22 protein-coding genes are annotated in these 26317 nt (G+C 40.7%); 12 read left to right on the top strand and 10 right to left on the bottom strand.

All coding sequences use genetic code 11. From position 1 onward, the window contains the following. Window positions 1-19: 19 nt before the first annotated feature. The 6 genes from AWT60_RS15185 to AWT60_RS15160 form a co-directional block, all read right to left on the bottom strand. Entirely contained in the window at window positions 20-1435 is a 1416-nt protein-coding gene (locus AWT60_RS15185; RefSeq protein WP_076840137.1) for a HAMP domain-containing sensor histidine kinase, read from the bottom strand. Next, window positions 1432-2118 (bottom strand): response regulator transcription factor, encoded by a 687-nt coding sequence (locus AWT60_RS15180; RefSeq protein WP_076840136.1) that lies wholly within the window; start codon window positions 2116-2118, stop codon window positions 1432-1434. Before AWT60_RS15180 ends, AWT60_RS15185 begins: the two co-directional genes overlap by 4 nt. Further along, window positions 2115-3098, bottom strand: coding sequence for a YncE family protein (locus AWT60_RS15175; protein ID WP_041107964.1), 984 nt, complete (start codon window positions 3096-3098; stop codon window positions 2115-2117). The genes AWT60_RS15180 and AWT60_RS15175 overlap by 4 nt, the downstream gene beginning before the upstream one ends. Before the next feature lie 272 nt (window positions 3099-3370). Continuing rightward, window positions 3371-4705, bottom strand: a complete 1335-nt coding sequence (locus AWT60_RS15170) for an MFS transporter (protein WP_076840134.1) — start codon at window positions 4703-4705, stop codon at window positions 3371-3373. A 40-nt stretch (window positions 4706-4745) separates the two neighbouring features. After that, the gene (locus AWT60_RS15165; RefSeq protein WP_046313085.1) at window positions 4746-5318 is read right to left on the bottom strand and encodes a TetR/AcrR family transcriptional regulator; all 573 of its coding nucleotides are present in this window, start codon (window positions 5316-5318) and stop codon (window positions 4746-4748) included. 90 nt (window positions 5319-5408) lie between these two features. After that, the gene (locus tag AWT60_RS15160) at window positions 5409-7940 is read right to left on the bottom strand and encodes a PEP/pyruvate-binding domain-containing protein (RefSeq protein ID WP_218677425.1); all 2532 of its coding nucleotides are present in this window, start codon (window positions 7938-7940) and stop codon (window positions 5409-5411) included. Between the two features lie 285 nt (window positions 7941-8225). On the opposite strand from AWT60_RS15160, the gene AWT60_RS15155 reads away from it, so the two are divergent. The 3 genes from AWT60_RS15155 (at window position 8226) to uvrA (ending at window position 13634) form a co-directional block, all read left to right on the top strand. Beyond that, window positions 8226-8471: a CsbA family protein gene (locus AWT60_RS15155; protein ID WP_034281059.1), complete on the top strand. Its 246-nt coding sequence runs from the start codon at window positions 8226-8228 to the stop codon at window positions 8469-8471. A gap of 293 nt (window positions 8472-8764) precedes the next feature. Then, a complete protein-coding gene (gene uvrB / locus AWT60_RS15150) occupies window positions 8765-10750 on the top strand; it encodes an excinuclease ABC subunit UvrB (protein WP_024423583.1) in 1986 nt (661 codons plus the stop codon). Between the two features lie 7 nt (window positions 10751-10757). Beyond that, the gene (uvrA, locus tag AWT60_RS15145) at window positions 10758-13634 is read left to right on the top strand and encodes an excinuclease ABC subunit UvrA (protein WP_034623782.1); all 2877 of its coding nucleotides are present in this window, start codon (window positions 10758-10760) and stop codon (window positions 13632-13634) included. Window positions 13635-13665: 31 nt separating this feature from the next. Here uvrA and AWT60_RS15140 read toward each other — a convergent pair whose 3' ends face one another. Further along, window positions 13666-13896, bottom strand: a complete 231-nt coding sequence (locus AWT60_RS15140) for a hypothetical protein (RefSeq protein ID WP_024427654.1) — start codon at window positions 13894-13896, stop codon at window positions 13666-13668. A 197-nt stretch (window positions 13897-14093) separates the two neighbouring features. Here AWT60_RS15140 and AWT60_RS15135 point away from each other — a divergent pair, with 197 nt between their 5' ends. The 5 genes from AWT60_RS15135 (at window position 14094) to AWT60_RS15115 (ending at window position 20069) form a co-directional block, all read left to right on the top strand. Further along, window positions 14094-14429, top strand: a complete 336-nt coding sequence (locus AWT60_RS15135) for a hypothetical protein (protein WP_076840130.1) — start codon at window positions 14094-14096, stop codon at window positions 14427-14429. An 11-nt stretch (window positions 14430-14440) separates the two neighbouring features. Further along, the gene (locus tag AWT60_RS15130; protein ID WP_041107952.1) at window positions 14441-15532 is read left to right on the top strand and encodes a DUF4097 family beta strand repeat-containing protein; all 1092 of its coding nucleotides are present in this window, start codon (window positions 14441-14443) and stop codon (window positions 15530-15532) included. Window positions 15533-15538: 6 nt separating this feature from the next. Beyond that, window positions 15539-15733: a PspC domain-containing protein gene (locus AWT60_RS15125; RefSeq protein WP_024423578.1), complete on the top strand. Its 195-nt coding sequence runs from the start codon at window positions 15539-15541 to the stop codon at window positions 15731-15733. Continuing rightward, complete coding sequence (locus AWT60_RS15120; protein ID WP_024423577.1) at window positions 15734-16120, top strand: phage holin family protein; 387 nt, start codon at window positions 15734-15736, stop codon at window positions 16118-16120. It begins immediately after the preceding gene. 94 nt (window positions 16121-16214) lie between these two features. After that, window positions 16215-20069 carry a metallophosphoesterase gene (locus AWT60_RS15115; RefSeq protein ID WP_163115063.1) on the top strand — a complete coding sequence of 1285 codons (3855 nt, stop codon included), beginning with the start codon at window positions 16215-16217 and terminating at the stop codon, window positions 20067-20069. A 30-nt stretch (window positions 20070-20099) separates the two neighbouring features. Here AWT60_RS15115 and AWT60_RS15110 read toward each other — a convergent pair whose 3' ends face one another. Genes AWT60_RS15110 through nagA form a run of 3 tightly spaced genes read right to left on the bottom strand, consistent with a single transcriptional unit; the run spans window position 20100 to window position 22759 of the window. Beyond that, window positions 20100-20825 carry a GntR family transcriptional regulator gene (locus tag AWT60_RS15110; RefSeq protein ID WP_087976100.1) on the bottom strand — a complete coding sequence of 242 codons (726 nt, stop codon included), beginning with the start codon at window positions 20823-20825 and terminating at the stop codon, window positions 20100-20102. Between the two features lie 18 nt (window positions 20826-20843). Then, window positions 20844-21569 carry a glucosamine-6-phosphate deaminase gene (gene nagB / locus AWT60_RS15105; protein ID WP_087976101.1) on the bottom strand — a complete coding sequence of 242 codons (726 nt, stop codon included), beginning with the start codon at window positions 21567-21569 and terminating at the stop codon, window positions 20844-20846. After that, window positions 21569-22759, bottom strand: a complete 1191-nt coding sequence (nagA, locus tag AWT60_RS15100) for an N-acetylglucosamine-6-phosphate deacetylase (protein WP_076840125.1) — start codon at window positions 22757-22759, stop codon at window positions 21569-21571. The genes nagB and nagA overlap by 1 nt, the downstream gene beginning before the upstream one ends. 177 nt (window positions 22760-22936) lie before the next feature. On the opposite strand from nagA, the gene hprK reads away from it, so the two are divergent. The 4 genes from hprK to ppaX are packed head-to-tail and all read left to right on the top strand — an operon-like array spanning window position 22937 to window position 26317. Then, the gene (hprK, locus tag AWT60_RS15095; RefSeq protein WP_024423572.1) at window positions 22937-23869 is read left to right on the top strand and encodes an HPr(Ser) kinase/phosphatase; all 933 of its coding nucleotides are present in this window, start codon (window positions 22937-22939) and stop codon (window positions 23867-23869) included. 11 nt (window positions 23870-23880) lie between these two features. After that, a complete protein-coding gene (lgt, locus tag AWT60_RS15090) occupies window positions 23881-24705 on the top strand; it encodes a prolipoprotein diacylglyceryl transferase (RefSeq protein WP_041107942.1) in 825 nt (274 codons plus the stop codon). Between the two features lie 20 nt (window positions 24706-24725). Then, complete coding sequence (locus AWT60_RS15085) at window positions 24726-25670, top strand: nucleoside recognition domain-containing protein (RefSeq protein WP_041107940.1); 945 nt, start codon at window positions 24726-24728, stop codon at window positions 25668-25670. Continuing rightward, window positions 25667-26317 (top strand): pyrophosphatase PpaX, encoded by a 651-nt coding sequence (ppaX, locus tag AWT60_RS15080; RefSeq protein WP_041107938.1) that lies wholly within the window; start codon window positions 25667-25669, stop codon window positions 26315-26317. Before AWT60_RS15085 ends, ppaX begins: the two co-directional genes overlap by 4 nt.

The following is a 26317-nucleotide window of genomic DNA, read 5'->3' as shown; positions in this document are numbered from 1 at the left end:
TTTTAAAATATGTGAGTAGCTATAGAGTAGGTGAGCTCTCATTGAATGGAGCATTGGGAAGTTGAATAATGGCTGTCGTACCAAAGTCAGGTTCAGATTGAATGTCGAATGTTCCATGATGTTTTTTAATGATTTGATAGACAATGGCTAGTCCAAGGCCAGAGCCGCCATCCTTTCTTGTTCGTGCTTTATTTACACGATAAAATCGCTCAGAAACATGTGGGAGATCTTCTTTTGGAATACCGCTGCCTTCGTCGGTCACTTTCAATTCAGCCACACCTTGGTGAACTTGTAATTCAATCGATATTGATTTTTCAGATGGCGTGTAATGAATGGCATTGTCCAGTAAATTACGTATTACTTGTTGGAGACGGTCGCTATCACCATAAACAATACAATCCTCTTCAAGCGTTCGTTTGAAAGTAATGCTTTTTTTGTCAGCGATGAATGCCATTTGATCAAGAACATCGTGGATGAGCTGTGCAAAGACGATTGGCTCCATTGTAAGTGGATAAGAGTCACCTTCTAACTGTGCAAGATCTAAAAGATCGTGCACAAGCCGGCTTAAACGTGTGGCCTCATCTTGGATGATTTGCATGCCTTTTTTTTGATCAATGATCCCTTCTTCAATTCCTTCTGCATAGCCTTTCATATAACTTAAAGGCGTTCTAAGTTCGTGAGAGACATTCGCAAGAAATTCCCTGCGGTGCTGTTCAACTTTTTCGAGGGTTGAAGACAGTTTATTAAAGGAGCGGCTAAGCTGGTTTAACTCATCTCCTTTTTTGGTTACGGCCATTCGTTTTGAGAAATCACCAGATTCCATTTCCATTGCAATTTCTTTCATTTTATTTATTGTCTGCACAATGTGATTGGAGCTCTTATATCCGATCAAGAATATCAGGAGCAGAATCAATAAGATGGATATACCAAGCGTCAATCTAATTTGGACAAAGGGTTCATATACATCTGATAAAGGCACGGAGAGGAAAATAGTTCCTGATAGATCATCATTGCTTGAGAAAACAGGGATGGCAATGCCAAGAATATCTTGGTGAAACTGTGGGTGTTCTCTAATTAACACGACGGTTTCACCTTGAAGGAGCTTTTGGCGTTCCTTGAACGTAATGAGATTATCATTTGTGTTCGTATCAAAAGGAAGACCACTTGAAAGCTCCATTGGATCATCTGTAAAAATGACGTTCGCCTGACTTGAGTCATTTGCCCATTTCATTCTATCGGTAAAATACTTGTCTTTCCCATGTGTGTGATAGATTTCTGCCAGCTTCTTACCTTGCAAACTTAAGGAATCAATTTGTTTATCAATATATAAGTGCTGGTATAAGTAAAAGGTAAGGGCAAGCGCTGAGGCTGCAACGATTCCGATCACTGCAAGAATTAAGAAGAGTACTTTCTTTTTAATCGATAATGGCTTCATTCTTCCTCCTCAAACTTATAGCCGACACCCCAAACGGTTTTAATATATCGTTCTGCTTCCTTTAATTTCAGTCGCAGCGTTTTGATATGTGTATCGACTGTTCTTAAAGAGCCGCTCGTTGAATGTGATTCCCACAATTTTTGATAAAGGTGTTCTCTTGAAAACACTTGTCCTTGGTTGAGCAAAAGAAACATGAGTAAATCAAATTCTCTTCTTGTTAAATTAACGGGCTGTTGATGGAGGTAAACTTGTCTGCCATCTTGTTCAATCTCCATGTCACCAATCTGTATTCGGCTGCGCTTTAGCGAAAGACCTCTAATTCGCCTCAGGGTTGTTTCAATTCTTGCTGCAAGCTCACGCAGACTGAAAGGCTTCATGATGTAGTCATCCGCTCCAATTTCAAGTCCTCTAATTCGGTCCTCTTCATAACTCCTCGCTGTTAAAAATAAAATCGGTATTTGAGATGTTTGTCGAATACGCTGACAAACTTCAAATCCATCCATGTCAGGCATCATGATATCTAATACAACAAGATCAACAGATTCCTTTTCAAGCTGATGCAAGGCATCTTTTCCATTATTCGCAGTGATAATGTGAAAGCCATGTCTCTTTAAAAAAGACCCGATTAACTCAAGCATATCAAACTCATCATCTACGATTAAAATACGCATTTGTTCCTTCATTTCTTTTCCTCCAACACGATAGCATAAGGTCCTGATGGGACATTCAGTTGATTTTTCATGATAAGTGAGTGTTTATCGATGATGGATACTGAGTTGTCATCCAAGTTACTCACATAAATTGATGTCGTATCAGCGGTGATATAATTCGGATTTTGACCAGTTTCAACAGAAGCAAGCTGTTTATTTGTTTTGGTATCTACTTTGTATAGCGTATGATCTCCATGACATAGTACATATAAAGTAGAAGAATTTTTCTCTGGAAAAAATGCAACAGGCATAACGCCTAGCTTTATTTCTCGCTGTTTTTTTCCAGTTTTAGGGTCATAAGCAAAAATACTCTTATTTAAGGTGCCTTGTTTACCATGGCCGCCGATCCAAATGGACCGTCCATCAAAATGAATCCCAGAAGGCCGTTCAAGTACAGAAAACGTACGTATATTTTTTTCCTTTTCAATATCTATGACGGAGACAGTATGACTTTCTGCATTTAAAACAAATAAAATACCTGATGAAGAAAGAGTCATAGAAGAAGGTAATTTTCCAGTTTTCACAGTCGATTTTATTTTTTTGCGCTCCGTATCAATAAAATAAACGACATTTTTCTGTGAGTTGGCAGCGATTAATGTATGAGAAGCTGCATCATATGTAAGGGAAGTCAGTCCTTTATCCACATTCATATAATCAGTTGCTGTACCGTGTTTTAGATTAATTTCGATAAGGGATTCTCCCTCTTTACTTGTAGCGATGATGACGTCTTTATTGATTTGAATAAGATCAGTGAGTGGGTGTTTTAAATCCACAGAAGAGAGCATTTTATTTTTTTGTATATCAACTATTGAAAAGGAGGCTTTTTTTAATTGAGAGATGACAGCGATGGATTGAGAGCTGCCTGGCGGCGTAAATTGCTGTTCTTTTCCACAGCCTGTCAGGAATAAAAGTAGAGCTGATAAACAGATCAAAATATATTTCATACGTTCCATTCTTCCGCTCCTTTGCGTTCTCTATTTTCAAAATCATACCACAAAAATTGTGAAAAAAAATTGAAGTTATCTATGCTGAAAGAATGAAAAAAAGCTTTTAGGTAAGTGAGGAAGACCATTTGTACCTGAAGTTCCTTTTTTGTCTGGACATATGCCATTTTTTCTTCTTTAAAAGATGATTTTCAGGATTTGATGGATGCACTCGCTATAGTTTACAGTGATACAAATGATGAAAACTCCCCGCTCTAACTAAACATAGAGCAAGGGAGTCATTAGGCGGAATGTTCAGATGATGGGGAGGTTGATTTGGTTTTTACACGTTGAGATAAAAGGAAACCAAGAATGCCTGCACCCATTAATACAATAAATAAAGATTGAAAACCACTCATGATCCCAATCAATGTAGACGAAATGATACTGCCAAAATATCGAAAGGTAGAGAAAATACCAGATGCTGAACCAGATAAGTTTTGATCAACAGACGTTAAAGAAGCCATCTGCATACTGGTCATTCCAATACCTGATGAAATTCCACCTGTAACAAGTGTCACGATAAGCAGTGGTAAGGTAGGGAACTGACTGAGTGTGATTAACATGATGCCTGATAAAGTCAGACAGAGAAATGAAAAGCCAATCATTTTTTTCGCGCCTTTTTTCGGATGGAGTCTTGCCCCTAACAAGCCGCTAATAGACATGCAAAGAGAAAATACTGATAGAATAATACCGCTTTGTGTATGAGAAAGTGCAAGTTGTTGTTCCATAAACAGCGGCATAATTAGAAGAATGGCATACATCACAAAATTACTTAGCATGATCGACAGGTTTGCGTTTGTAAATGAACTGTTTTTAAAAAGCGACAAATCGATGATCGGATTCTTTACTTTTCGTACATGTTTAAAGAATAAAGGAATGACGATCAACGCTAGAATTCCATAGATCAAGTATTCATTTAGCAATTGGCTTTTAGTGCATAGAATGAGTGTGGCAATCCCGATGGTTAAGTATAGTGAACCAGTGATGTCTACATTTGCTTGTAAGCGTGTATGCTTTGTTTTTGGAATGAGTAATACGCCGGTAACAAGTGTAAGGAACAAGAATGGGATATTGACAAAGAATATAGAATGCCAATCAAAACTCTGAATAAGAATCGAACCAATAAAAGGTCCAAGTGCGGCACCAATACCGGCTCCAAACCCAAAATACCCCATTGTTTTAGACAGTTTTTCGGGGGATACTGTTGCACGAATCAATGCAATGCTATTCGGTGTTAAAATAGCACCGCCAGCTGCTTGAATGGAACGAAAAGTGATGAGAAAAGCTAGATTAGGAGCTAAAGCACATCCAATTGAGCCAATTAAAAAGAGCATGACCCCAATTAAATACATTCGCCGATGTCCGTATATATCTCCTAACTTACCAGCGATAGGCTGAGTGACTGCCATGACAATAAGATAAATTGTGACAACCCAAGTGATGTTTGCAAGGGATTGATCATAATACGTTGATATGGATGATAGAGCGACAGCGATCATCGTTGAATTGACTGGAACTAATATAGCTCCAAGTAACAAGGAATAGATGACGAAACTCTCTTTTTTTAATCTCAATGTGTATACCACCTTTTGTAAAAAAGAAGAATTCCACCCTTTAAGCGGGAGAAATTCCTCTCATGAAAATGTGTGTGCATGTTTCAATAAAATCTTCTTTTTGTGTGAGAACGAGTTGAAAATCTTGCTCTAGCTGCTGAATAAAAAATCCGAAATACGTACTAATGAAAATGTCTGCATAAATGTCTTCATTTCCTTTTAATACATGATGCTGGGCACCCATCTTTTTGAAATATTGTATGAGCATTTCTCTTAGTTCTTGAGGGTAAATCTTTTCATGACTGGTTAAATCCTTAAACATAGCCGGTTCTCGCATGCTGATATAAATAAATTCTTTTTTGGAAGTCAAATCCTCAAGGAAATAGGTACCGAGAAACTTCAAATCGGTGTATAAATCGCCTTTGAATTCTGCTTCTAGGGTTTTTGTCGGTGTTGATTTCATTTTCATAATGGCAGCAATGACGCCGCGTTTGTTTTTAAAGTTGCGAAAAATAGTTGCTTCACTCACATTCGCTTTTGTTGCTATTTCTTTGGTTGTTGTTTTTTGATAGCCCTTTTCAGTTAATAAATCCATTGTTGCGCGAATGATTCGTTGATTTGTAGATTTTAACAAGCATACTCACCTCAGGTTATGAATGTGTTTGCAACAAAGTAAGTATACCGATAAAACCTATGACCGCCAATATCATCCAAAATGATAAGTTTATGCACGCGAATGCTGCTTTAATATCTGAATGCGTCCATTGCTGCCATCTACTGTCACAAGGTCACCGGATTGAAGTGTTTCAGTTGCTATTCTAGTACCTAAGACAGCGGGCATCATATACTCTCTTGCGATAATAGCTGAATGAGATAAAATGCCTCCAGCATCGGTGATGACTGCTTTCGCATCTCTAAATAAGCTCGTCCATAAAGGTGTGGTCGTTTTACAAACTAAAATATCATCCTTTTGAAATTGTGAGAATTCGTCAGCACATGTAATGACTTTTACTCTTCCAGAAACAATACCGCTGGATGCGCCAATTCCATGGATCACATCCTGTGTGTTGTTTTCATTTTCTCTTAATGAACCAAGCATTCTTTCTACTTGCTGCAGTTCCGCTTCAGTTGGTGTGCCAATGTAAGCCGGTGGTTGAATGTCTTCATTTTCCTTCATTTCTATCTTTCTTTGCTGGATAACCGAATCAAATGAGATAGACGTTGTGAGCGCTTTTTGTACCTCTTCATCGTAGAGATACCAAAGATCTTCTTGATGAGGAATGGCTCCTTTTTTTGCAAGAAGTTCACCAATTTTTAATAGATATACCCGGGCCTTTGCATCTAACATGGCATCAATATAGAAGTGGTGGTCATCTCGGATATTCGCTGCTTGAAGGGCAAATTGATACAGCGTCTCAAATTTTGTTTTAAACGATTCATCCTTCACTTGACTCATAAAATGTTTATATGTCTCTTGTCTTTTGATCACTGCTTTTGCAAATTCTTCATCAAAATCACAATGGCAATGGATGTTATTTCTGATGATATCTAATATAAACTTCGGGTTTTCTGCCCAAGTCTCATCTGTAAGGTCATGACTTTTAACAGATCGCCAGCCGTAAACTTGGAGAAAATCCTCCAATTTCGAAATGAAATGCCTTCCTTTTTCCGAGTGATTGAGTGCATGTAACAGCTCCGAGTTCTTTTCATGTTGAATAAATGCTTGATGAAGTTCTGGATCTTGAAGGACATCCTTTGCGATATCAGATAGCACCTTGTCTGTTTCAAGAGATTTGTTCATCACGCCTATCATCATTTCGTGCAGCAAGACGACTTGGGTTTGATCACCAGTATACGTGACAAGCATGTCTTCAATGATGGCTGATAGAATGACTTGTGGTATGACGATATCAAAATGATCATCATATGCTTGAATATAAAAATCCTTTAATTCTTCAAAACCAATGATGGCCTTTTCAATGGTCATAGGTTCCTTCATTTGGCGATCGAGTTTTTCGTAAAATGGAAAGAAATTTTTCTCTAAAATCTCATACATCCGTTCACTTAAATGAGGAAATAACTCAAATATACTTTCATCAAAAACGGGTGCAGCTCCTTCTTGCGCTTCTGGCAGATCCGGTGCTGAGTATAGGTGGCCTCTGTAAAGTTTAATATCTTTGATGTTCATATCAGGTACTTGATACTTTTCTCCATTTTTCTTCATCCCGCTTTTTAAGGCTGGTATGATTAGGCTTGAGAAAAGAGGGCTCGTTGGACCAGGCATATGATCATCCATTGAAATCCAGAAATCCTGCAGCTCTTCTGGCTTCATTTGAAAAGAAGCACCTGCTGTTTCATTTACTGCTTTTGGAAGAGCTGTAGTAATCGGCCTTGCTTGAAGTAAATAAAACGACCCATCTGCTATGCCAAATTCGATATCGACTCCATGTCCGTAAAGTTCTTCTACTTGTTTCGTGATTTGTGTGATTTCTTTCAATTGATCATCGTTCAGGCAAAACTGGCCAGCCAATTTCTCCGCCACTGGCTGTTCGATGACACCCTCTTGGAAAGGAACAATTTGCAGCTCTTTCGCCCCAAGTGTTTTTTCAATCAAAAAGTTTTCTTTATCTACAATAAACGTGTCCGGTGTCACAAGACCGGAGACAATTGCTTCTCCCAAGCCGTAGCTTGCGGTCAGCATCATTTCATTTGTTTTCCCCGATACTGGATTCTCACTAAAGATGACACCGGAGACGTCAGAATGGATTAACCCTTGAACAACAACGGCCATGAGCGGCATCTCTTCCTCATTTTCATTCATCTCTTCCTTATATTCTGTGACTCTCGCGGCAAAATAAGAAGACCAGCATTCTTTGACTGCCTGTAAAAACTCTTCATTTGTTTTGATATTTAAATAGGTCTCGTACTGTCCTGCAAATGAGGCACCTTCGAGATCTTCAGCAACAGAAGAGGACCTGACTGCAACAGAGGGGTAAGTCTTCCGCAAGGATTGAAAGGACGAAAGTAGCTCTGCTTCCATTTGTAAAGGAAACGATGCTTCTTTGATTTTTTGAGAAAGGTTTTGTTCTGCTGGCTGCAGATTGTGATATGAAAGAAAGCTTGCAAAGCTGTTGGTTTTGATAATAAATCCATCTGGGACTGGCAGGCCGTGATTGTTTAATTTGATTAAATTCAGGCCTTTTGCCCCTGCGAGTGATGAGGATTCTTCAGCCGCATGAAATAAAACTGAATACATGGGAATGCCCCCTTATCCAAATAGCCAATGGTTTGTATGTCTGTCTCTCTATTATTTAAAATGATAGTGCGCACTATCATTTTAATCATAGGATTGATTGGATGTTATTGTCAAAGACGGAAAGACCTATCTTTACAAAGGGGACAATCTCACTAATTTCCTTCTATTTCTAAAACAAAAGTCTCCGAACATGAAGAAAAAAGGCGAAATTGAAAACTGTGAATTGTTCAATATGCCAATCTTTACTATAATCAAGGAAGTAGACCATGAAGAGGGAGGGTTTTTGTGATTACAAAAGCCATATTTGCACTAGTTTTTCCTTTCCTGCTCGTTATTTTATTTTCAAAGGTTACTTACAATCATTACGTGGGCATTGCGTTAACAGCAGCGCTTTTATTTGCTTCGTACATGAAGGGCTATACAGAAACCTACTTTATTGTGGGATTAGATATTATTTCTTTAGTAGCTGGGGCTTTGTTTATGGCTAAGAAAGAAATCGAAAAAAGAGAAAAAGCTGAAAAAAATCAATGATGTCACCGCCATCAAGAGCATGATGGCTGAAAACTGACATGTTTTAAACAAGAGCTGTGCTTACGATTTCTAGTAAGCGCAGCTTTCTTTTTCTGCTCATCGAATATCTCACTCCAAAATGTTCCATACTGAAAGGAAGGTTTTATTAAGAGGGTTATTTGCCATGGGAGAGAGGGTATGACTGTATTGGAAATAAAAATCAAGTAAGAGCCGAACTTTAGTTCGTATTTTTGTGTTCTTTTATGATAATATATTCATTAGATAGATTTCGTAAACGAAACGGAGGCTTTGATGTGAGTGACCGCTTTGAATTAGTTTCTAACTATCAGCCCCAAGGAGATCAGCCAAAGGCGATTGAAAAGCTTGTTGAGGGGATCCATCAGGGGAAACAGCATCAAACGCTGTTAGGTGCTACAGGTACGGGAAAGACCTTTACTGTCTCCAACCTGATCAAAGAAGTGAACAAACCGACACTTGTCATTGCGCATAATAAGACACTTGCCGGTCAGTTATACAGCGAATTCAAGGAATTTTTTCCGAATAACGCTGTTGAATATTTTGTGAGTTACTATGATTATTATCAGCCAGAGGCATATGTACCTCAGACCGATACATTTATTGAAAAGGATGCCAGCATCAATGATGAGATTGATAAGCTGAGACACTCGGCTACGTCCTCGTTATTTGAGAGAAGAGATGTCATCATCATTGCTAGTGTGTCCTGTATTTATGGCTTAGGTTCGCCAGAGGAATACAGAGAGCTTGTGCTGTCTTTGCGTACTGAAATGGAGATTGAACGCAATCAGCTTCTTCGTAAGCTGGTGGATATTCAGTATTCTCGTAATGATATAGATTTTCAGCGCGGAACCTTCCGAGTCCGAGGAGACGTTGTTGAGATTTTTCCTGCTTCACGAGATGAGCATTGTATCAGAGTGGAGTTTTTCGGTGATGAAATTGAACGTATTCGTGAAGTGGATGCGCTGACTGGAGAAATACTTGGTGATCGTGATCATGTGGCGATTTTCCCAGCATCTCACTTCGTCACAAGAGAAGAAAAAATGGAAAAAGCAATTATAAATATTGAACAAGAGCTAGAAGAACAGCTTGAAAAGCTTCGTGAAAATGGAAAATTGCTTGAAGCGCAGCGCCTTGAGCAGCGGACAAGATATGACCTTGAGATGATGAGAGAGATGGGCTTTTGTTCAGGAATCGAGAACTATTCAAGACATCTGACTTTGCGTCCTCCTGGTTCAACACCTTACACACTGCTTGATTATTTCCCAGATGATTTTATGATTGTTGTCGATGAGTCGCATGTGACGATTCCGCAAATCCGCGCCATGTACAACGGGGACCAAGCTAGAAAGCAAGTGTTGGTTGATCACGGATTCCGCCTGCCATCAGCACTTGATAACAGACCGCTCACCTTTGATGAGTTTGAAAAGCATATCAATCATATTGTGCATGTATCAGCAACGCCTGGTCCATACGAGCTTGAGAAAACACCAGAGGTTGTGGAACAAATTATCCGTCCAACAGGATTACTTGATCCAATCATTGAAGTCCGTCCGATTGAAGGACAAATTGATGACTTAATTGGAGAAATTCATGCACGAGTTGAGAAAAATGAGCGTGTGCTTGTGACCACACTGACGAAGAAAATGTCTGAGGATCTCACAGATTACTTAAAAGAAATCGGAATCAAGGTGAATTACCTGCATTCAGAGATTAAGACCCTTGAGCGGATTGAGATTATCCGTGATCTGCGTCTCGGTAAATATGATGTGCTTGTTGGAATCAACCTTCTTCGTGAAGGACTGGATATTCCAGAAGTGTCGCTCGTGGCCATTTTAGATGCGGATAAAGAAGGCTTTTTGCGCTCTGAAAGATCCCTCATCCAGACGATTGGCCGTGCAGCGAGAAATGCAGAAGGCCGGGTCATTATGTATGCAGACAATATGACGAAATCGATGGACATTGCGATTCAAGAAACGAAGCGAAGACGAGAACAGCAAGAAGCATATAACGAGAAATTCGGGATTACACCGCAAACGATCCATAAGAAAATTCGAGATGTCATTAAGGCAACAAAGATACATGAGGATTCAGAAGAATACGAAACAAAAGCAGCACCAAAGCTGTCGAAAATGAGCAAAAAAGAACGAGAAAAAGTGATCGAAAAAGTCGAGATGGAAATGAAAGATGCAGCAAAAGCGCTTGATTTTGAAAAAGCAGCAGAATTAAGAGATTTATTGCTAGAGCTAAAAGCGGAAGGATGATTGCCTGATGGCTATGGAACGAATAGAGGTGAAAGGTGCTAGAGCCCACAACCTTAAAAATATTGATGTCAATATCCCGCGTGACCAGCTAGTGGTCATTACGGGATTATCTGGTTCAGGAAAATCGTCGCTTGCCTTTGATACGATTTATGCAGAAGGTCAGCGCAGATACGTTGAATCTCTTTCAGCGTATGCACGCCAATTTCTTGGGCAAATGGATAAACCGGATGTAGATGCCATTGAAGGTCTTTCTCCGGCGATTAGTATTGACCAGAAAACGACGAGCCGAAACCCTAGATCAACAGTTGGTACTGTCACTGAAATTTATGATTACTTGCGTCTCTTGTATGCTCGTGTCGGAAAACCTATTTGTCCTATACATGGAATTGAAATTACGTCACAAACGATTGAGCAGATGACAGATCGTATTTTAGAATATCCTGAAAGAACGAAATTACAAGTGCTTGCACCAGTTGTATCCGGCCGCAAAGGAACACATGTGAAAGTGCTTGATCAAATTCGGAAGCAGGGCTATGTACGAGTGAGAGTCGATGGAGAGATGGAGGATCTTTCAGAAGATATCGAGCTTGAAAAGAACAAGAAGCATTCCATTGAAGTAGTCATTGATCGAATTGTCGTGAAGGAAGGCGTTGCTGCTCGGCTGTCTGACTCCCTTGAAACGGCGCTGCGGCTGGGCGAAGGCCGAGTGATGATTGATGTGATTGGACAAGAAGAGCTGTTATTCAGCGAACATCATGCTTGTCCGCACTGCGGGTTCTCTATTGGTGAACTTGAGCCGAGAATGTTTTCATTTAATAGTCCTTTTGGTGCCTGCCCGAGCTGTGATGGGCTCGGTTCAAAACTGGAAGTGGACCCTGAGCTTGTCATTCCTAATAAGGATCTGACTTTACGGCAGCATGCCATTGCACCATGGGAGCCGCAAAGCTCGCAATACTATCCGCAGCTTCTTGAGGCTGTTTGTACACATTACGGCATTGACATGGACATTCCAGTGAAAGATATCCCATCGCATTTATTTGATAAAATTTTATATGGAAGCGGATCTGAACGGATTTATTTTAAATATGAAAATGATTTTGGTCAGGTACGTGAAAATGAAATTGAGTTTGAAGGTGTTCTTCGTAATATTGAACGGCGTTATAAAGAAACCAGCTCTGATTATATTCGTGAACAAATGGAAAAATATATGGCCAATCAGCCATGTCCGACATGTAAAGGATATCGTCTCAAAAAAGAAACGCTGGCGGTTCTCATCAATGGCAAGCATATCGGAGAAATCACCGATTTGTCTGTCTCTGATGCCCTTGATTTCTATGAAAAAATTGAGTTGTCTGAGAAAGATTTGCAGATTGCCCAGCTCATTTTACGTGAAATCAAAGAGCGTTTGTCCTTCTTAAATAATGTGGGCTTAGATTATTTGAATTTGAGCCGGTCCGCTGGCACACTATCAGGCGGAGAGGCGCAGCGGATTCGCCTGGCAACTCAAATCGGCTCAAGGCTGACAGGTGTTCTTTATATATTAGATGAACCATCCATTGGTCTGCATCAGCGCGATAATGACCGGTTGATCGGGACATTGAAAAATATGCGTGACATCGGGAACACACTGATTGTCGTGGAGCATGATGAAGATACCATGCTAGCCGCTGATTATTTAATAGATATTGGACCCGGAGCAGGAGTTCATGGAGGAGAAGTGATTTCAGCTGGAACGCCAGAAGAAGTCATGAAGGACCCGAAATCCTTAACAGGACAATATTTATCTGGCGAGAAATTTATTCCGTTGCCAATTGAGAGAAGAAAGCCTGATGGCCGCTATATTGAGATAAAAGGTGCAAAAGAAAACAACTTGAAAAACGTGAATGCGAAGTTTCCTCTGGGCGTCTTTACAGCTGTGACCGGAGTATCCGGCTCAGGAAAAAGTACGCTTGTGAATGAAATTCTATTAAAATCACTTTCACAAAAATTGCACAGAGCGAAGGCGAAGCCAGGGCAGCACAAAGAAATCAAAGGAATGGATCATTTGGATAAGGTCATTGATATTGATCAATCTCCAATTGGCCGTACACCAAGATCCAACCCTGCCACGTATACAGGTGTCTTTGATGATGTGCGGGATGTGTTTGCACAAACCAACGAAGCAAAGGTACGAGGCTATAAAAAAGGCAGATTCAGCTTTAACGTCAAAGGCGGCCGCTGTGAGGCGTGCCGCGGGGATGGCATCATTAAAATTGAAATGCACTTTTTGCCAGATGTGTATGTGCCTTGTGAAGTGTGTCACGGGAAACGTTATAACCGCGAAACACTCGAGGTCACATATAAAGGGAAAAACATTGCTGATGTGCTTGAAATGACTGTGGAGGACGCACTCCAATTTTTCGAGAATATCCCAAAAATTAAGCGGAAGCTTCAAACGATTTATGATGTGGGGCTTGGATACATTACACTTGGACAACCTGCAACGACATTGTCCGGAGGAGAGGCGCAGCGCGTGAAATTGGCATCTGAGCTTCACCGCCGTTCAAACGGAAGGTCCCTTTATATTTTGGACGAGCCGACAACAGGACTGCATGTGGATGATATTGCCCGTTTATTAAAGGTGCTTCAGCGTTTGGTTGAAAACGGAGATACGGTGTTGGTCATTGAGCACAACCTTGATATTATCAAGGCTGCTGATTATCTCGTTGATCTTGGACCAGAAGGTGGTGCAGGCGGCGGAACGATCATTGCCTCTGGCACTCCTGAGCACATTGCAAAAGAAGAAGCATCTTATACAGGCCAATACTTGAAGCCTATTTTAGAGCGTGACCGTAAACGCATGAAACAACTGGTTAAAGAAACGGAAAGTGTGACTTCTTCATAAAGAAAACCCCTCGATAAGAGGGGTTTTTCTTTTACTGCACATCTTCCTTCGGCATTAAATTACTGAGGTGCGTTAAATCCTTTAAAATATGGGTGCTGCTGCTGTCGAGCAGTACCTTTAAATAACGGATATCACCATACTTTGGATGAGACGGATGAATGGTCTCAAGCTCCTTGATCATATCGCTGTTCATGCTTTTCTGTTTCTGTATAAGGTCTAAAAGCGTTTGAGCCGTATGTTTTGAATTATGATGATCTGTCAAAATAATTACCCCCTATAATGATAATCACCATCTTTTCAACATATTTTAAAGGGTAATCTGTGAAGAATCTACTCTTAGGTGCAAAAAGAAATAATTTGTGTCTAAGGTCATATGTAAATCGAATGATTTTGAAACTTTTTATACGCAATAAACGTATGAGTTAGAAAGGGATTTTCGTTATGAAGGAGCGAATATATATGAATAGAGATCAGTCGATTATTGCTTCTATTTGTTATTTTAGTGTATTATTTATGCCGTTTATCGTACCGATCGTGGCGTTTTTTGTAGTAGATCAAAAGGAAACGAAGCGGCACGCATTGCGGGCATTATGGTCACATCTTTTGCCGGTCGCAGCGTGCATTCTGTTGATTTTTGGGTCTATCCCATTTTTATTGAAGACACAGGCAGGTGACTCGCTCATTCCAGTCATGACGGTGTTCATCTTGTCTTTTTTAGTAGTCATTGGCTTTTTGATCTCTGTCATTTGGAATATCATTCAAGGGATTAAAGTACTTCAATCCATCAAATCTTAGGGGGGCTTTGTATGAATGAAAAAGAACGAATTTTAAAATTAGTAGAAGACGGAGTATTATCAGCAAAAGAAGCAATTACGCTGCTGGAAAAACTAGAAGAAGGTCAGTCAGTCTCATTAGAAAAGTCTACGGCTGATCACAGCTTTCATGAAGAAAAAGCTGGAGCAGAGAGCAAAGGAAACGGCACCGAGAATCTTGGGGCAAAGCTGTTTGGCTGGTTAGACTCTGCGGTGAAAAAGGTAAAAGACGTGGATCTTGATTTGAACTTTGGACAGTCCGTTGATGTTGAGCATATTTTTCAGTTCAAGGACGCATCGCTTTCCCATTTAGATATTCAATTGGCGAACGGCAGCCTCAACGTGATGCCTTGGGACGATCGAGATATTCGAGCAGAGTGTCATGCGAAAATTTACCGTGCAGAGGATGGAGAGCAGGCAAGACAGCAATTTCTCAATCAATTGGACTGCGGGCTTGAAGGAGATAAATTTTTTATTCGAACCGAAAAGAAGACGATGAAAGTCAATGTTACATTATACGTACCGCGTATCCAATACGATAAGATCAAGGTCAAGCTGTTTAATGGACCGATTCGCGGGGAAAAGCTAAAGACAAAAGAACTTGCCGCAAAAACGACAAATGGTGTTGTCTCTTTTGCTTCGTTACAAGCAGAAAAAGTCGGAATAGAAACAGCAAACGGACAAATCAAACTGGCAGATCACGAGTGTGGTATGATTGAAGTAGAAACCATCAATGGGCTCATAGACCTGCGCGGGAAAAGTGAATCAATTGATGCTCAAAGCTTTAATGGAAATATTGCTGTTCAGCTGTCAGATGAAAAGTGCCGTTCCATCTATGCGAAAACGACAACAGGCAGTGTGGACGTTCAGGTTCCGCGTGCATGTGCAGTGACCGCTGAGCTGAAAAGCAATCTTGGGTCTATCTCTCATGATTTACTTGATGCAGAGATGATTAAAGAAAAAAATGAAACATTACAAAAAGAGAAAATGATCAAAGCCAATCAACAAGCGGTGCACAGTATATCCATTTTTGCAGAAACAAAAACAGGCTCAATACAAGTAAAGCACCAATCAGACAAGGAGTGATTCTACATGAAGAAACTTTATCGTTCAGCAACAGATAAAAAAATAGCGGGTGTTGTTGGTGGACTTGCGGAATATTTAAGTGTGGATGCATCCCTGCTTCGCATTTTAACCGTCATCATCGGATTTTTGACAGCATTTATGCCGATCTTCCTGATCTACTTCATCTGGTATTTTGTTGTTCCGGAAGAAGGCACTAAATAAATGCTTAGATGGATCGTCAGTATATTAGTAAATGCATTACTTTTAATCGTCATTGCTGGATATTTTGATTCGGGCATTCTGCCTGGGCTCGGGAGCGTGTATATTGAAGGTTTTGGCGCAGCCATTGTGGCAAGTATCATTTTGTCCTTGCTCAATATTTTAGTGAAGCCGTTTTTGATCATTTTAACGCTTCCAGTGACCGTTCTTTCACTAGGATTGTTCTTATTTGTCATCAATGCGATTACACTCATGATGACATCGAGCTTTATGGGAGATAGCTTTAACATTGATGGATTCGGAACGGCCATTTGGATGGCTGTCATTTTATCCATTTTCCATCTGTTGATACAAAAAGGAATTGTAGAGCCGTTAGCGAAAAAAAGCTAACGGTTTTTTTGTGCAAATTTTCATCGTTTCTCCGTTCCATCTGACATAAAAACGACCTTCAGGAGACACAATATCCGAAGGGAGGCGGTGCAAGATGGTGAACGTGAGCAGACAAATCATGCTTTTATTTGTTTTTATCATTCTTTTTTGTTTCAGTCAGCCTGCTTCAGCAGGACCTTTTCTTCAAACAGAAGTGAATGTACCGGACAAGCCTTTTTCGCCTTTTATCTTTGACCAATTTCATGTGGACGTCCGCCCGGTTCTAGGAAAAAGCCATGATCTACAGTTTCGTGCGTCCATTAGTGACCAAGAACAGATTTTGTCTGCGAACTTGTATTATAAACAAAGTGATGAACTGGGGTACCGCTTGATTCCAATGGAACGGCTGCCAGGGATGAAGCCAGAATTTACAGCGAAAATTCCGCCAGATCAATTATGGAATCCAACCGTTCGTTACTATACAGAGTTCCTTACGCAAAAATCAGTCATCAAAACGGCAGAGAAATCGGTTCATTTAAATGGATTTGAAGAAGATCTTTCACATATTCCGGACTTATTCATCACAGAAATTGTCGTCAATTCAAAAAACCGAAAAGGCAAAGATGCTTTTGAGTTTATCGAAGTGTATAACACGACACATGCGCCTATCTCTCTTAAACATTATCAGCTCCGCTACCGCAATCCTGCACAGGGCATTGAAATGGATGATGTATATTCCTTTCACACAAATCCAGTCATCATTTCACCTGGAAAACCTTATGTATTCTGGCTGAGAAAAAAAGGGCAGGAGCATTTAACGACAGCGGACTTTAATGCCATGTACAAAAGCCAATTAAAAGAGGGCGAGCATCTATCCATTATCGAGAGTAAAGGGCTGTCCAACTCTAAATCTCGTCTTGTTTCGATCACAACAAATATAGGTGAAGAGATTTCTTCTGCTGCATTTCGTTTGAAGCCATCATGGTTTAGCGAGCATAAATCCTTGCTGTTTAAGTATCCAATGGATGGTACGACGCAGACGAAGCTGATTTCGAAAATTGAGGAAGAACCCACTCCAGGTAAAGTGCTAAAAGCACAAATTCCATCTGAAAAAAAGGAAATTTCTCAAGATATCCATAAACCTGTGATTGAAGATATGACGGTAAGAAAACCGGTGAAACCAACTGAAAGTGTAGAGATTAAAGCAGATGTCCAAGATGATCAGGCCGTAAAAACCGTCAAGCTGCGCTATCGAACGAATCGAAAAGATCCGTTTAAGGAAATACTGCTGCAAAAAGACCATAATGACCGGTTATTTCATCATATTATTTATTCACCTGAGTTGATTGGGAAAGAACAATTGGAATATCAGCTTGAAGCGTCAGACGGCGAAAATGAAGCCAAGACGTTGAAAAAAACGATTGATGTGGAGCAGGTCAGCAAAGCCCACGGTCTACGATTCAATGTAGAAGAGGGAGATACGGTATCAGGTTTATTTTCATTAAAGGCAACGTCTGATCAGAAAAAAAGCATCGAATTGCGGATAGATGGAAAACGGAATCAGCAAGTATCCTCTGCCCTTGAAGCAGATCCATATATCGCATTTGATGTCAAAGGAACAAATTTATATTTTAAAAATGGTGTGTCTATAGGTAGGCGTTTACTTTCTATTTTTGATGATTCGACAAAAGTGTACCGTACCTATACAATGCCAATACCCGAAGAAGAGATAAAAAAGGCAGGTCTCCAAACGATCTCTTTCCACGCTGGCACAAAGTCTTCTCCGATGGACCGGCTGCCTGGAGAGAATCATGATGATTTTGAATTGAAAAACGTCAGGATGATCTTATCAAATGGAACACAAATTCCGCCAATCAATGCGAAGCCGCTAAAAGAATGGAGAATGGGAGACAGCGGGAACGCAAAAAAGGTGAGAACGTTTCAATTTGAGATTCCAAAAGAGGCGTATGTCTCAACCTATATAAAGTGGGACACAAAAAGGCTGAAAGAAGGGCCGCACCTGATTGAGGCCAAAACCTCAGACGAGCACGCTTCAGTACGTGTAAAAGTTGATAACACTGGGCCGAGAATTAAGACCAACGTACAAGCAAAGGATCAATATAAAGGCGCCTTTACATTAAAAGCAAAAGTAACGGATCGCTGGAGTGACATAGAGGAGTTGAAGGCATATGTAGATGGCAAACCAGTTTCTTTGCCATATCAGACGTCCTCTAGTGAATTAAAGCCTGGGAAGCACACGTTTACGATCAAAGCAAAAGACGCAGCTGGTAACATGTCGACGTTAAAAAAAGAGTTCAAGACGGTACATGAGCATCCTGAAACACCAGAGCGGGTGGCAGATAAGACAAAAATGAAATCATCAAAACAAACTGTGCTAACCAAGGATCCAACGAATGATAAGTTAGATTACTCTTTTTATCGTGCCTATCAATATACATCGCTGCATCCTTCAATGAAGATTTTTAAGTATGCAGCAGAGACAGAACCGCCTAAGAGTTATCTCCAAAAAGGAGAAATGATTTTTTCTGATCAAGAAAGGAACCGTATTGCATTTGTTGATGGGAAGTCAGTTGAAACGAAAGATTTACAGCGTTTTCCTTATCATCGTTTTCAAATTAAGGTTCATCATGATGTACGTGAAAAGGATGTCGTCGAAGCTGTATGGAAAGGGAGTTCATTGTCAGGGAGAAAGGTGACAATGTACGCGTGGAATCACCAGCAGGAAAAGTGGGATAAAATCACTCATCACTTTGCCAAGGATCAAAAGGAATTTTACCTGAAAGGGCTGCTGTCAGTGAGACAGTACATGAAGAATCAAACGTTTGATTTGCTAGTACAGGATGAAATCAGCAAATCGCAAAAGCCATATAAGATGGTATGGATGTCTGACACTCAATATTATGCAAAGAGCTACCCTCATATCTTTAAACAAATGGTCGAATGGATCAGAGATCAAAGGGAAAAATTAAACATTCAATATGTGTTCCATACAGGCGATATTGTGGATGATTCAAAGGATAAGCAATGGCACCGTGCTGATACATTTATGCGTGTATTGGATCAGAATCACATTCCCTATGGTGTTTTAGCAGGAAATCATGATGTTAGACACAAGGACGGTTTATATGCGGAATACGGGAAATATTTCGGGGAAAAACGCTTTGCTGATAAGCCTTACTATGGTGAATCCTATCGAAACAATAAAGGTCATTATGATCTCATCTCTGCCGGCGGCAATGATTATATGATGGTGTACATGGGCTGGGGGATTAAGCAAGATGAAATTGATTGGTTAAACCGTGTAATTTCTGAGCATCCAGATCGTATCGTCATTTTAAATTTCCATGAGTATTTGTTAGTGAGCGGCAACCGGAGCCCGATTGGCGACCTCATCTTCCACCAAGTGGTGAAACGCCATCCTAATATTGTGGCCGTATTTAGCGGCCATTACCATGGAGCAAGCAGGAAAGTAGATGAGCTTGATGATGACCATGATGGAAAAGTCGACAGGAAAGTATATCAAATACTCGCCGATTATCAGTCAGGACCTGAAGGTGGTCAAGGGTTTATGAGGGTCATAACAGCCGATCAAGAAAAAAATCAACTTCATTTTACGACATACTCTCCTTACTTGAATCAAGAGCATTTTTATGATCCTAAAACGTATGGAGATCAGGATGAATTTTCAATCGATGTAGATTTGACACCGAAAATGAAATCTGTCAAAACCAATTATTTTGAACTCAATGTGTATACGAATGTTCTTCTAGGAGAAGCGCGCGGCGTAAAAAGCGGCAAAAAAGCAAGCTTTGAGTGGAAGGGCTTAAAGCCAAATGAAGATTATTATTGGTACACTGTAGCAAAAGATCGTTTTCAAGGAAAAGCTATTTCACCAATATGGAAAATTCATACAAAAAATGATGACGAAATAAAATTTCTTAGGAAATAAAAAAACAGTGCTCCGTTTCAGGGGCACTGTTTATCTTTCCATTGTATGAATGAGCTTGTAACGATCCCCTCTATAAACGGAAACAACATACTCAAATGGAATGTCTTGTTGAAAAAAAGTTGTTCTTGTTATGGACAGCACAGGGTCTCCTGCTGAAATAGACAGCAAGTGTGCTTCTTCCTTTGAGGCAACATTGGCTTCAAGCTCCTGTTTGGCATGAGCAATGACATGGCCAGTGTGAGTTTCTATATATTCATATAAAGAGCCAGTTAAATGTTCCTTTGTTAAATCTCCTGCAAATCTTTCAGGTATATAGCTCGTTTCAATCGCCATCGGTTCATCATTTGCAAGGCGTATGCGTTTTAGTTCAAATACAGCATCACTATTAGACAGCTGTAAGACTGGCAGCAAGTGCTCTGGACATGCGGTTTTTTTAAAGTCAATCAGCTGGCTTGATGCTTTGAGCCCTCGCTGGCGCATATCCTCTGAAAAGCTTGTTAAGCCTTGAAGCGGCTGTTCAAATTTTTTTCGGCTAACAAAGGTGCCTTTTCCTTTTTGTCGATACAAATATCCTTCGTTCACAAGATTCGATAAGGCTTGTCTGACAGTCATTCGACTAATACCAAAGCGTTCGGCATATTCTCTTTCAGAAGGAATGAGTGTATCAGGTGCTAATGTTCCATCCTCAATCTGCTTTTTCAAGTTCTCCATAATCTGATGGTACATCGGAATAGGTGACTGCTTATCAATAAACATGTGAAAATCCTCTCGTTTTTAGCGTAGTGATCCAGCTTCTCGATCAATCAAAACCGTTACATCTTTATGAAGTTTCAGTGCAGACGCTGGGAAGTCCGGATGAATCTCTGCCTGTTCTAAATATTGTATCACTTTCGCTTTTGATTTTCCCGAAGCAAGAAGGAGAATCTTTTTACTTGAAAGAATGCTCGCGATTCCCATTGTGATGGCATGTGTAGGTACCTCATCAATAGAAGAAAAGTATCTTGCGTTAGCCTGTCTCGTGTTTTCATCTAACTGCACGACATGAGTCTTTGAGTTGAAAGGGGTACCTGGTTCGTTAAAACCGATATGCCCATTTTGACCGATTCCAAGGAGCTGAAGATCGATGCCGCCTACATCCTCAATGAGCTGGTCATATCTTAAGCATTCCTTTTCTAAATGAGCTGCATTGCCATTTGGAAGAAAATATTGATCGTGAGGGAGATCAATATGGTCAAATAAATGACGTTTCATGTAGGTCATATAACTATTTTCGTGTTCTGGATTGAGTCCTGCATATTCATCTAAATTGATTGTTTTTGTTTGCTTGAAAGACAGTTGATTCGCTTGATGAAGTTGAATTAACTCTTTGTAAGTTTCAATAGGTGTACCGCCCGTTGCTAGGCCGAGTACGGCATCGGGTTTAGCAGCTATTGTCCTTGAAATAACGGCAGCTGCTTCTTTTCCTAATTGATCTTTGCTTTCAAATTCGATGATGTTCATTAGTGGTTGGCCTCCTTTTTTTCAAAGACGATTTGTCCACGGCAGATCGTCATCATCAGTTCACCAGATTCATCCCATATCACCAAATCTGCTAGTTTTCCAACTTCGATGGAACCGAGCTGTTGATCAAGTTCCAGTTGAGCGGCTGCATTGGTTGAGGTCATCTTCGCAATCTCTGTCCACTCACAATTTGTGAGCTGTTTTATCCTTTTGACGCCGTCTTTCATTCGCAAAATCGATCCCGCAAGTGTACCATCGTCCAGCAATGCTTTTTCGCCGCTGACTGTGACCGTCTGACCGCCAAATTCGTATGTTCCATTCCCAAGCCCTTTTGCACGCATCGAGTCTGTGATCATGATTAAACGATCACTTCCTTTTGCCAAATACGCAAGCTTGATGGAAAGAGGATGAGAGTGAATCCCATCTGTGATCAGCTCAGTATGAAGATTCTCGTTCGTAAGAGCAGCACCTACAGCGTTCGGTTCACGGTGCTGAAACGAACTTATTGCGTTATAAAGGTGCGTTACATGGCGTGCACCATGCTTAGCTGCTAAATTAATCATGTCATGATGGGCATTCGTATGTCCAATAGAAGGGATGATGTTCTTTTCCTGTAATAGAGAAAGAAATGCAAAATCTCTGTCTTCCTCAGGCGCAAACGTGACAATTCGAATGAGTTGATCAGAAGCATCCAGCCATTTTTTAAAAAGCGGGATGTCCGGCTGTTTAATCCATTGAACAGGCTGTGCCCCTGCCTTATCTTTAGAAATAAATGGACCTTCTAGGTGGATTCCTATACATTGTGCCTGACTTCCTGCTTGTTCTTCATTACTTTGTTTCCACTGAGCGACATTTTTAAGTGCCCGCTCAATCTCATGATGGTTTTGTGTGATGGTTGTCGCTAAAAAACTTGTCGTTCCTTCGGACGGAAGGTTGTCAGCGAGTGTATTCATTGCTTCTGCTGTCGCATCCATCATGTCTGCACCATATCCGCCATGGATGTGAATATCAATCATTCCAGGGAGTAAATAAAAGTTTTCCCGGGAAATATATACTTTTTCATAATTTCCTGTCGGTGGTGATGTTGAAATATAGTCAATCTTGCCATCGCGTAAACCGACAAAACCGTTTTCAATGATCTTTGTCTTTGTCACAATATGAATATTGGAGAGCAATAAAGAACCGCTCATGTTTGAGCCCCCTTATTCGTTATCTTTCATTTAAGTTTACTCTTTTTAAGTATAGTTGTCTATACCAGTTAGGGTGGTGAAACAGGAACAGGATAAAATACTGTTTTGGGTTCATCATTGAAAGTGATAAAATAGAGCTGTATTTCTGAATCGCCTGTGATAAAAGGAGGAAGAAACGTGCCGAAAGTTCGTACGAAGGACATAATGGAACAATTTCATCTTGAACTGGTAAGTGGGGAAGAAGGGATTAATCGTCCCATTACAATCAGTGATCTTTCCAGACCAGGTATTGAAATGGCTGGTTATTTTACATATTACCCAAAAGAAAGAGTTCAACTTTTAGGGAAAACAGAGCTTTCTTTTTTTGAACAGCTCCCAGAACGCGAACGAAAGCAGAGAATGATGTCTCTTTGTACAGATATTACCCCTGCCATTATTTTGTCACGCGATCGTGATGTCCCGAAGGAATTAATCGAAGCATCAAATGAAAATGGCGTGCCCGTTTTACGATCTAGCCTAAAAACGACAAGACTTTCGAGTCGATTGACCAACTTTTTAGAAAGTAAGCTTGCACCAACGACTGCCATTCATGGTGTGCTCGTAGATGTATATGGTGTAGGTGTGTTGTTAATTGGGAAAAGCGGAGTAGGAAAAAGTGAAACAGCCTTAGAATTAGTGAAGAGGGGACATCGGCTGGTCGCAGACGATTGCGTTGAAATCCGTCAAGAGGATCAGGATACGTTAGTCGGAAGTGCACCAGAGCTGATTGAACATCTTTTAGAAATCCGCGGGTTAGGCATTATTAATGTGATGACCTTATTTGGAGCAGGCGCTGTCAGAAGCTATAAGAGAATTACGATTGTAATGAACCTTGAGCTTTGGGAACAAGGCAAACAGTATGATCGTTTAGGACTTGAAGAAGAGAAAATGCGAATCATCGATACTGATGTGCCGAAGCTGACGATCCCTGTGCGGCCAGGTCGAAACTTAGCGGTCATCATTGAGGTGGCTGCGATGAACTTCAGGCTGAAACGTATGGGACATAATGCAGCAGAACAATTTACAAGTAAACTTGCCGATGTCATTGAAGACAATGGCCAAGATGAATAGGAGTTGACTATATGAACGAAGCAATTCAGCCAATTGATCCGATTGCTTTTCACCTCGGACCTATTTCGGTTCATTGGTATGGTGTGATTATTGGGGTCGGGGCCTTGCTTGGACTTTGGCTCGCCCTGAGAGAATGTGAAAAAAGAGGAATCAATAAAGATACGTTCATTGACTTAATCTTATTTGCCATTCCAATAGCGATTATTTGTGCCCGAATTTATTATGTATCCTTCGAATGGGATTACTATCAGCAGCACCCAAACGAAATCATTAAGATTTGGAATGGTGGAATTGCGATTCACGGCGGGCTGATCGGTGCCGTGCTGACAGCCATCATTTTTACAAAAGTGAGAAAGGTATCCTTTTGGAAAATAGCTGACGTCGCAGCACCTAGTATTTTACTAGGGCAGGCAATTGGACGCTGGGGGAACTTTATTAACCAAGAAGCGCACGGTGAGGCGGTTTCAAGAACCTTTTTAGAAAATTTGCATCTGCCTGAGTTTATCATTAATCAAATGTATATTGATGGTACCTATTATCACCCGACGTTCTTATACGAATCATTATGGAATCTTGTTGGTGTTGTCATCTTGATTTTATTACGCAGAACTTCGCTGCGCAGAGGCGAAATCTTCTTGTCTTATTTAATTTGGTATTCAATCGGCCGTTTTTTCATTGAAGGGATGAGAACAGACAGCTTAATGCTGACAGAGCATCTTCGAATCGCACAGATGATTTCGATTGCGATATTCGCAGTGGCTATTCTACTGATTTTCTTTAGAAGAATGAAAGGATACGCATCGATTCCGTATAAAGAGAACAACTCATCGAATTAAGCAGGGGGGATCAGAAGAAGATGGGAGAGACATGGAAAAACGGCTTGAAAGCAGGGCTATCGACAACTTGGACACTTGGTAAAGTCATCTTTCCAGTGACCATTCTCGTCAGTATCTTGCAGCATACGCCTGTCATGGATTGGATCATCCGATTCATTCAGCCATTTATGGGGCTGTTTGGTCTTTCGGGGGAAGCGGCTATTCCGCTTGTATTAGGAAATATGCTGAATTTGTATGCGGGGATTGCTGCCATTTTGACATTAGAGCTTCCTGTGAAGGAAGTGTTTATTTTGGCAGTGATGCTGTCCTTTTGCCATAACTTGATCATCGAATCAACAGTGGCAGCAAAGGTTGGACTGAGGGTATCTGTGATTTTGTTGGTCAGAATCAGTCTTGCTGTTATTTCTGCTATTGTCATTCATCTCGTTTGGCAGGGAGGCGAGGAGCCGGCGCAATATGGACTGCTTAGTGCAGCTCAGGCGGCTGATGTGCCTTCTAGCTGGTACATGATCGTCCTTCTTGCTTTACAAAAAGCTGTACTCGGTGTGCTCCAGCTCGCATGTATTGTTATCCCGCTCATGATCATCATTCAATTCATGAGAGATTTAGGGTGGCTCCATACACTGTCTAAGTGGCTGTCACCTTTTACTAGAATGCTTGGAATGAAAGAAAATACGTCTATGACGATGGTGGCTGGATTAACGATTGGTCTCGCTTATGGAGCCGGTGTGATGATGAAGGCAGTGGAAGAGGACGGTGTGAGTAAAAAGGACTTAACCCTCGCCTTTATTTTCCTTGTTGCCTGCCATGCGGTGGTCGAAGATACGCTGGTTTTTATTCCACTTGGTATTCCAGTATGGCCGCTTCTTGTGATCCGCCTGTTTTCTGCAATTTTATTGACAGCTGCTATTAGCTATATTTGGCGGAAGCGGGAACTTGCAGCTGTTAGAAAGGAAGCCATATGAACGAATCGACGATCAACACAGTGCTATTTGATTTAGATGGCACATTAATCAATACAAATGAATTAATTATTGCTTCATTTCAGCATACGCTGGATCATTATTACCCTGGTCAGTACAGCCGTGAGGATATTCTTCATTTCATTGGTCCGTCCTTGTTTGATACATTCTCTGCGATGGACCCTGATTTGACGAATGATATGATTCAGATGTACCGCACGTTTAATCATAAGCAGCATGATCTGCTTGTGACTGAATATGAGACCGTTATCGACACATTGAAAGTTCTGCAGGATCGAGGATTTAAGCTCGGTATTGTCACAACGAAGATACGGGATACGGTTTTAATGGGATTGAAGCTGACCGGTTTAGAGCCGTTCTTTGAGGTCATTGTGACGCTTGATGATGTGCAAAATGAGAAGCCGCATCCGGAGCCTGTTCAGCTGGCATTATCAAAGCTTGGCAGTGATCCGCATGAAGCGGTGATGGTCGGTGATAATTATCACGACATTTTGTCTGGTCAAGCGGCAGGGACAAAAACGGCAGGTGTTGCTTGGTCGATTAAGGGAGAAGAGGCCCTTTTAAAGCATCGCCCTGATTTCATGCTGAAGAAAATGAGTGATCTCCTGGCGATTGTTGGAGCTGATTAA

It is taken from the genome of Bacillus sp. F2HM, from assembly GCF_019266135.1.
Classification (GTDB): Bacteria; Bacillota; Bacilli; order Bacillales; family Bacillaceae; genus Bacillus; species Bacillus safensis.
This window is presented reverse-complemented; position numbering and strand designations above follow the sequence as displayed.

Excerpts from the sequence above, each read along its gene's own strand:
- AWT60_RS15185 (WP_076840137.1), bottom strand. The coding sequence starts at position 1,435 with ATGAAGCCATTATCGATTAAAAAGAAAGTACTCTTCTTAATTCTTGCA.
- AWT60_RS15180 (WP_076840136.1), bottom strand. The coding sequence starts at position 2,118 with ATGAAGGAACAAATGCGTATTTTAATCGTAGATGATGAGTTTGATATG.
- AWT60_RS15175 (WP_041107964.1), bottom strand. The coding sequence starts at position 3,098 with ATGGAACGTATGAAATATATTTTGATCTGTTTATCAGCTCTACTTTTA.
- AWT60_RS15160 (WP_218677425.1), bottom strand. The coding sequence starts at position 7,940 with ATGTATTCAGTTTTATTTCATGCGGCTGAAGAATCCTCATCACTCGCA.
- uvrA (WP_034623782.1), top strand. The coding sequence starts at position 10,758 with ATGGCTATGGAACGAATAGAGGTGAAAGGTGCTAGAGCCCACAACCTT.
- AWT60_RS15135 (WP_076840130.1), top strand. The coding sequence starts at position 14,094 with ATGAATAGAGATCAGTCGATTATTGCTTCTATTTGTTATTTTAGTGTA.
- AWT60_RS15130 (WP_041107952.1), top strand. The coding sequence starts at position 14,441 with ATGAATGAAAAAGAACGAATTTTAAAATTAGTAGAAGACGGAGTATTA.
- AWT60_RS15125 (WP_024423578.1), top strand. The coding sequence starts at position 15,539 with ATGAAGAAACTTTATCGTTCAGCAACAGATAAAAAAATAGCGGGTGTT.
- AWT60_RS15120 (WP_024423577.1), top strand. The coding sequence starts at position 15,734 with ATGCTTAGATGGATCGTCAGTATATTAGTAAATGCATTACTTTTAATC.
- AWT60_RS15115 (WP_163115063.1), top strand. The coding sequence starts at position 16,215 with ATGGTGAACGTGAGCAGACAAATCATGCTTTTATTTGTTTTTATCATT.
- AWT60_RS15110 (WP_087976100.1), bottom strand. The coding sequence starts at position 20,825 with ATGTTTATTGATAAGCAGTCACCTATTCCGATGTACCATCAGATTATG.
- nagB (WP_087976101.1), bottom strand. The coding sequence starts at position 21,569 with ATGAACATCATCGAATTTGAAAGCAAAGATCAATTAGGAAAAGAAGCA.
- nagA (WP_076840125.1), bottom strand. The coding sequence starts at position 22,759 with ATGAGCGGTTCTTTATTGCTCTCCAATATTCATATTGTGACAAAGACA.
- lgt (WP_041107942.1), top strand. The coding sequence starts at position 23,881 with ATGAACGAAGCAATTCAGCCAATTGATCCGATTGCTTTTCACCTCGGA.
- AWT60_RS15085 (WP_041107940.1), top strand. The coding sequence starts at position 24,726 with ATGGGAGAGACATGGAAAAACGGCTTGAAAGCAGGGCTATCGACAACT.
- ppaX (WP_041107938.1), top strand. The coding sequence starts at position 25,667 with ATGAACGAATCGACGATCAACACAGTGCTATTTGATTTAGATGGCACA.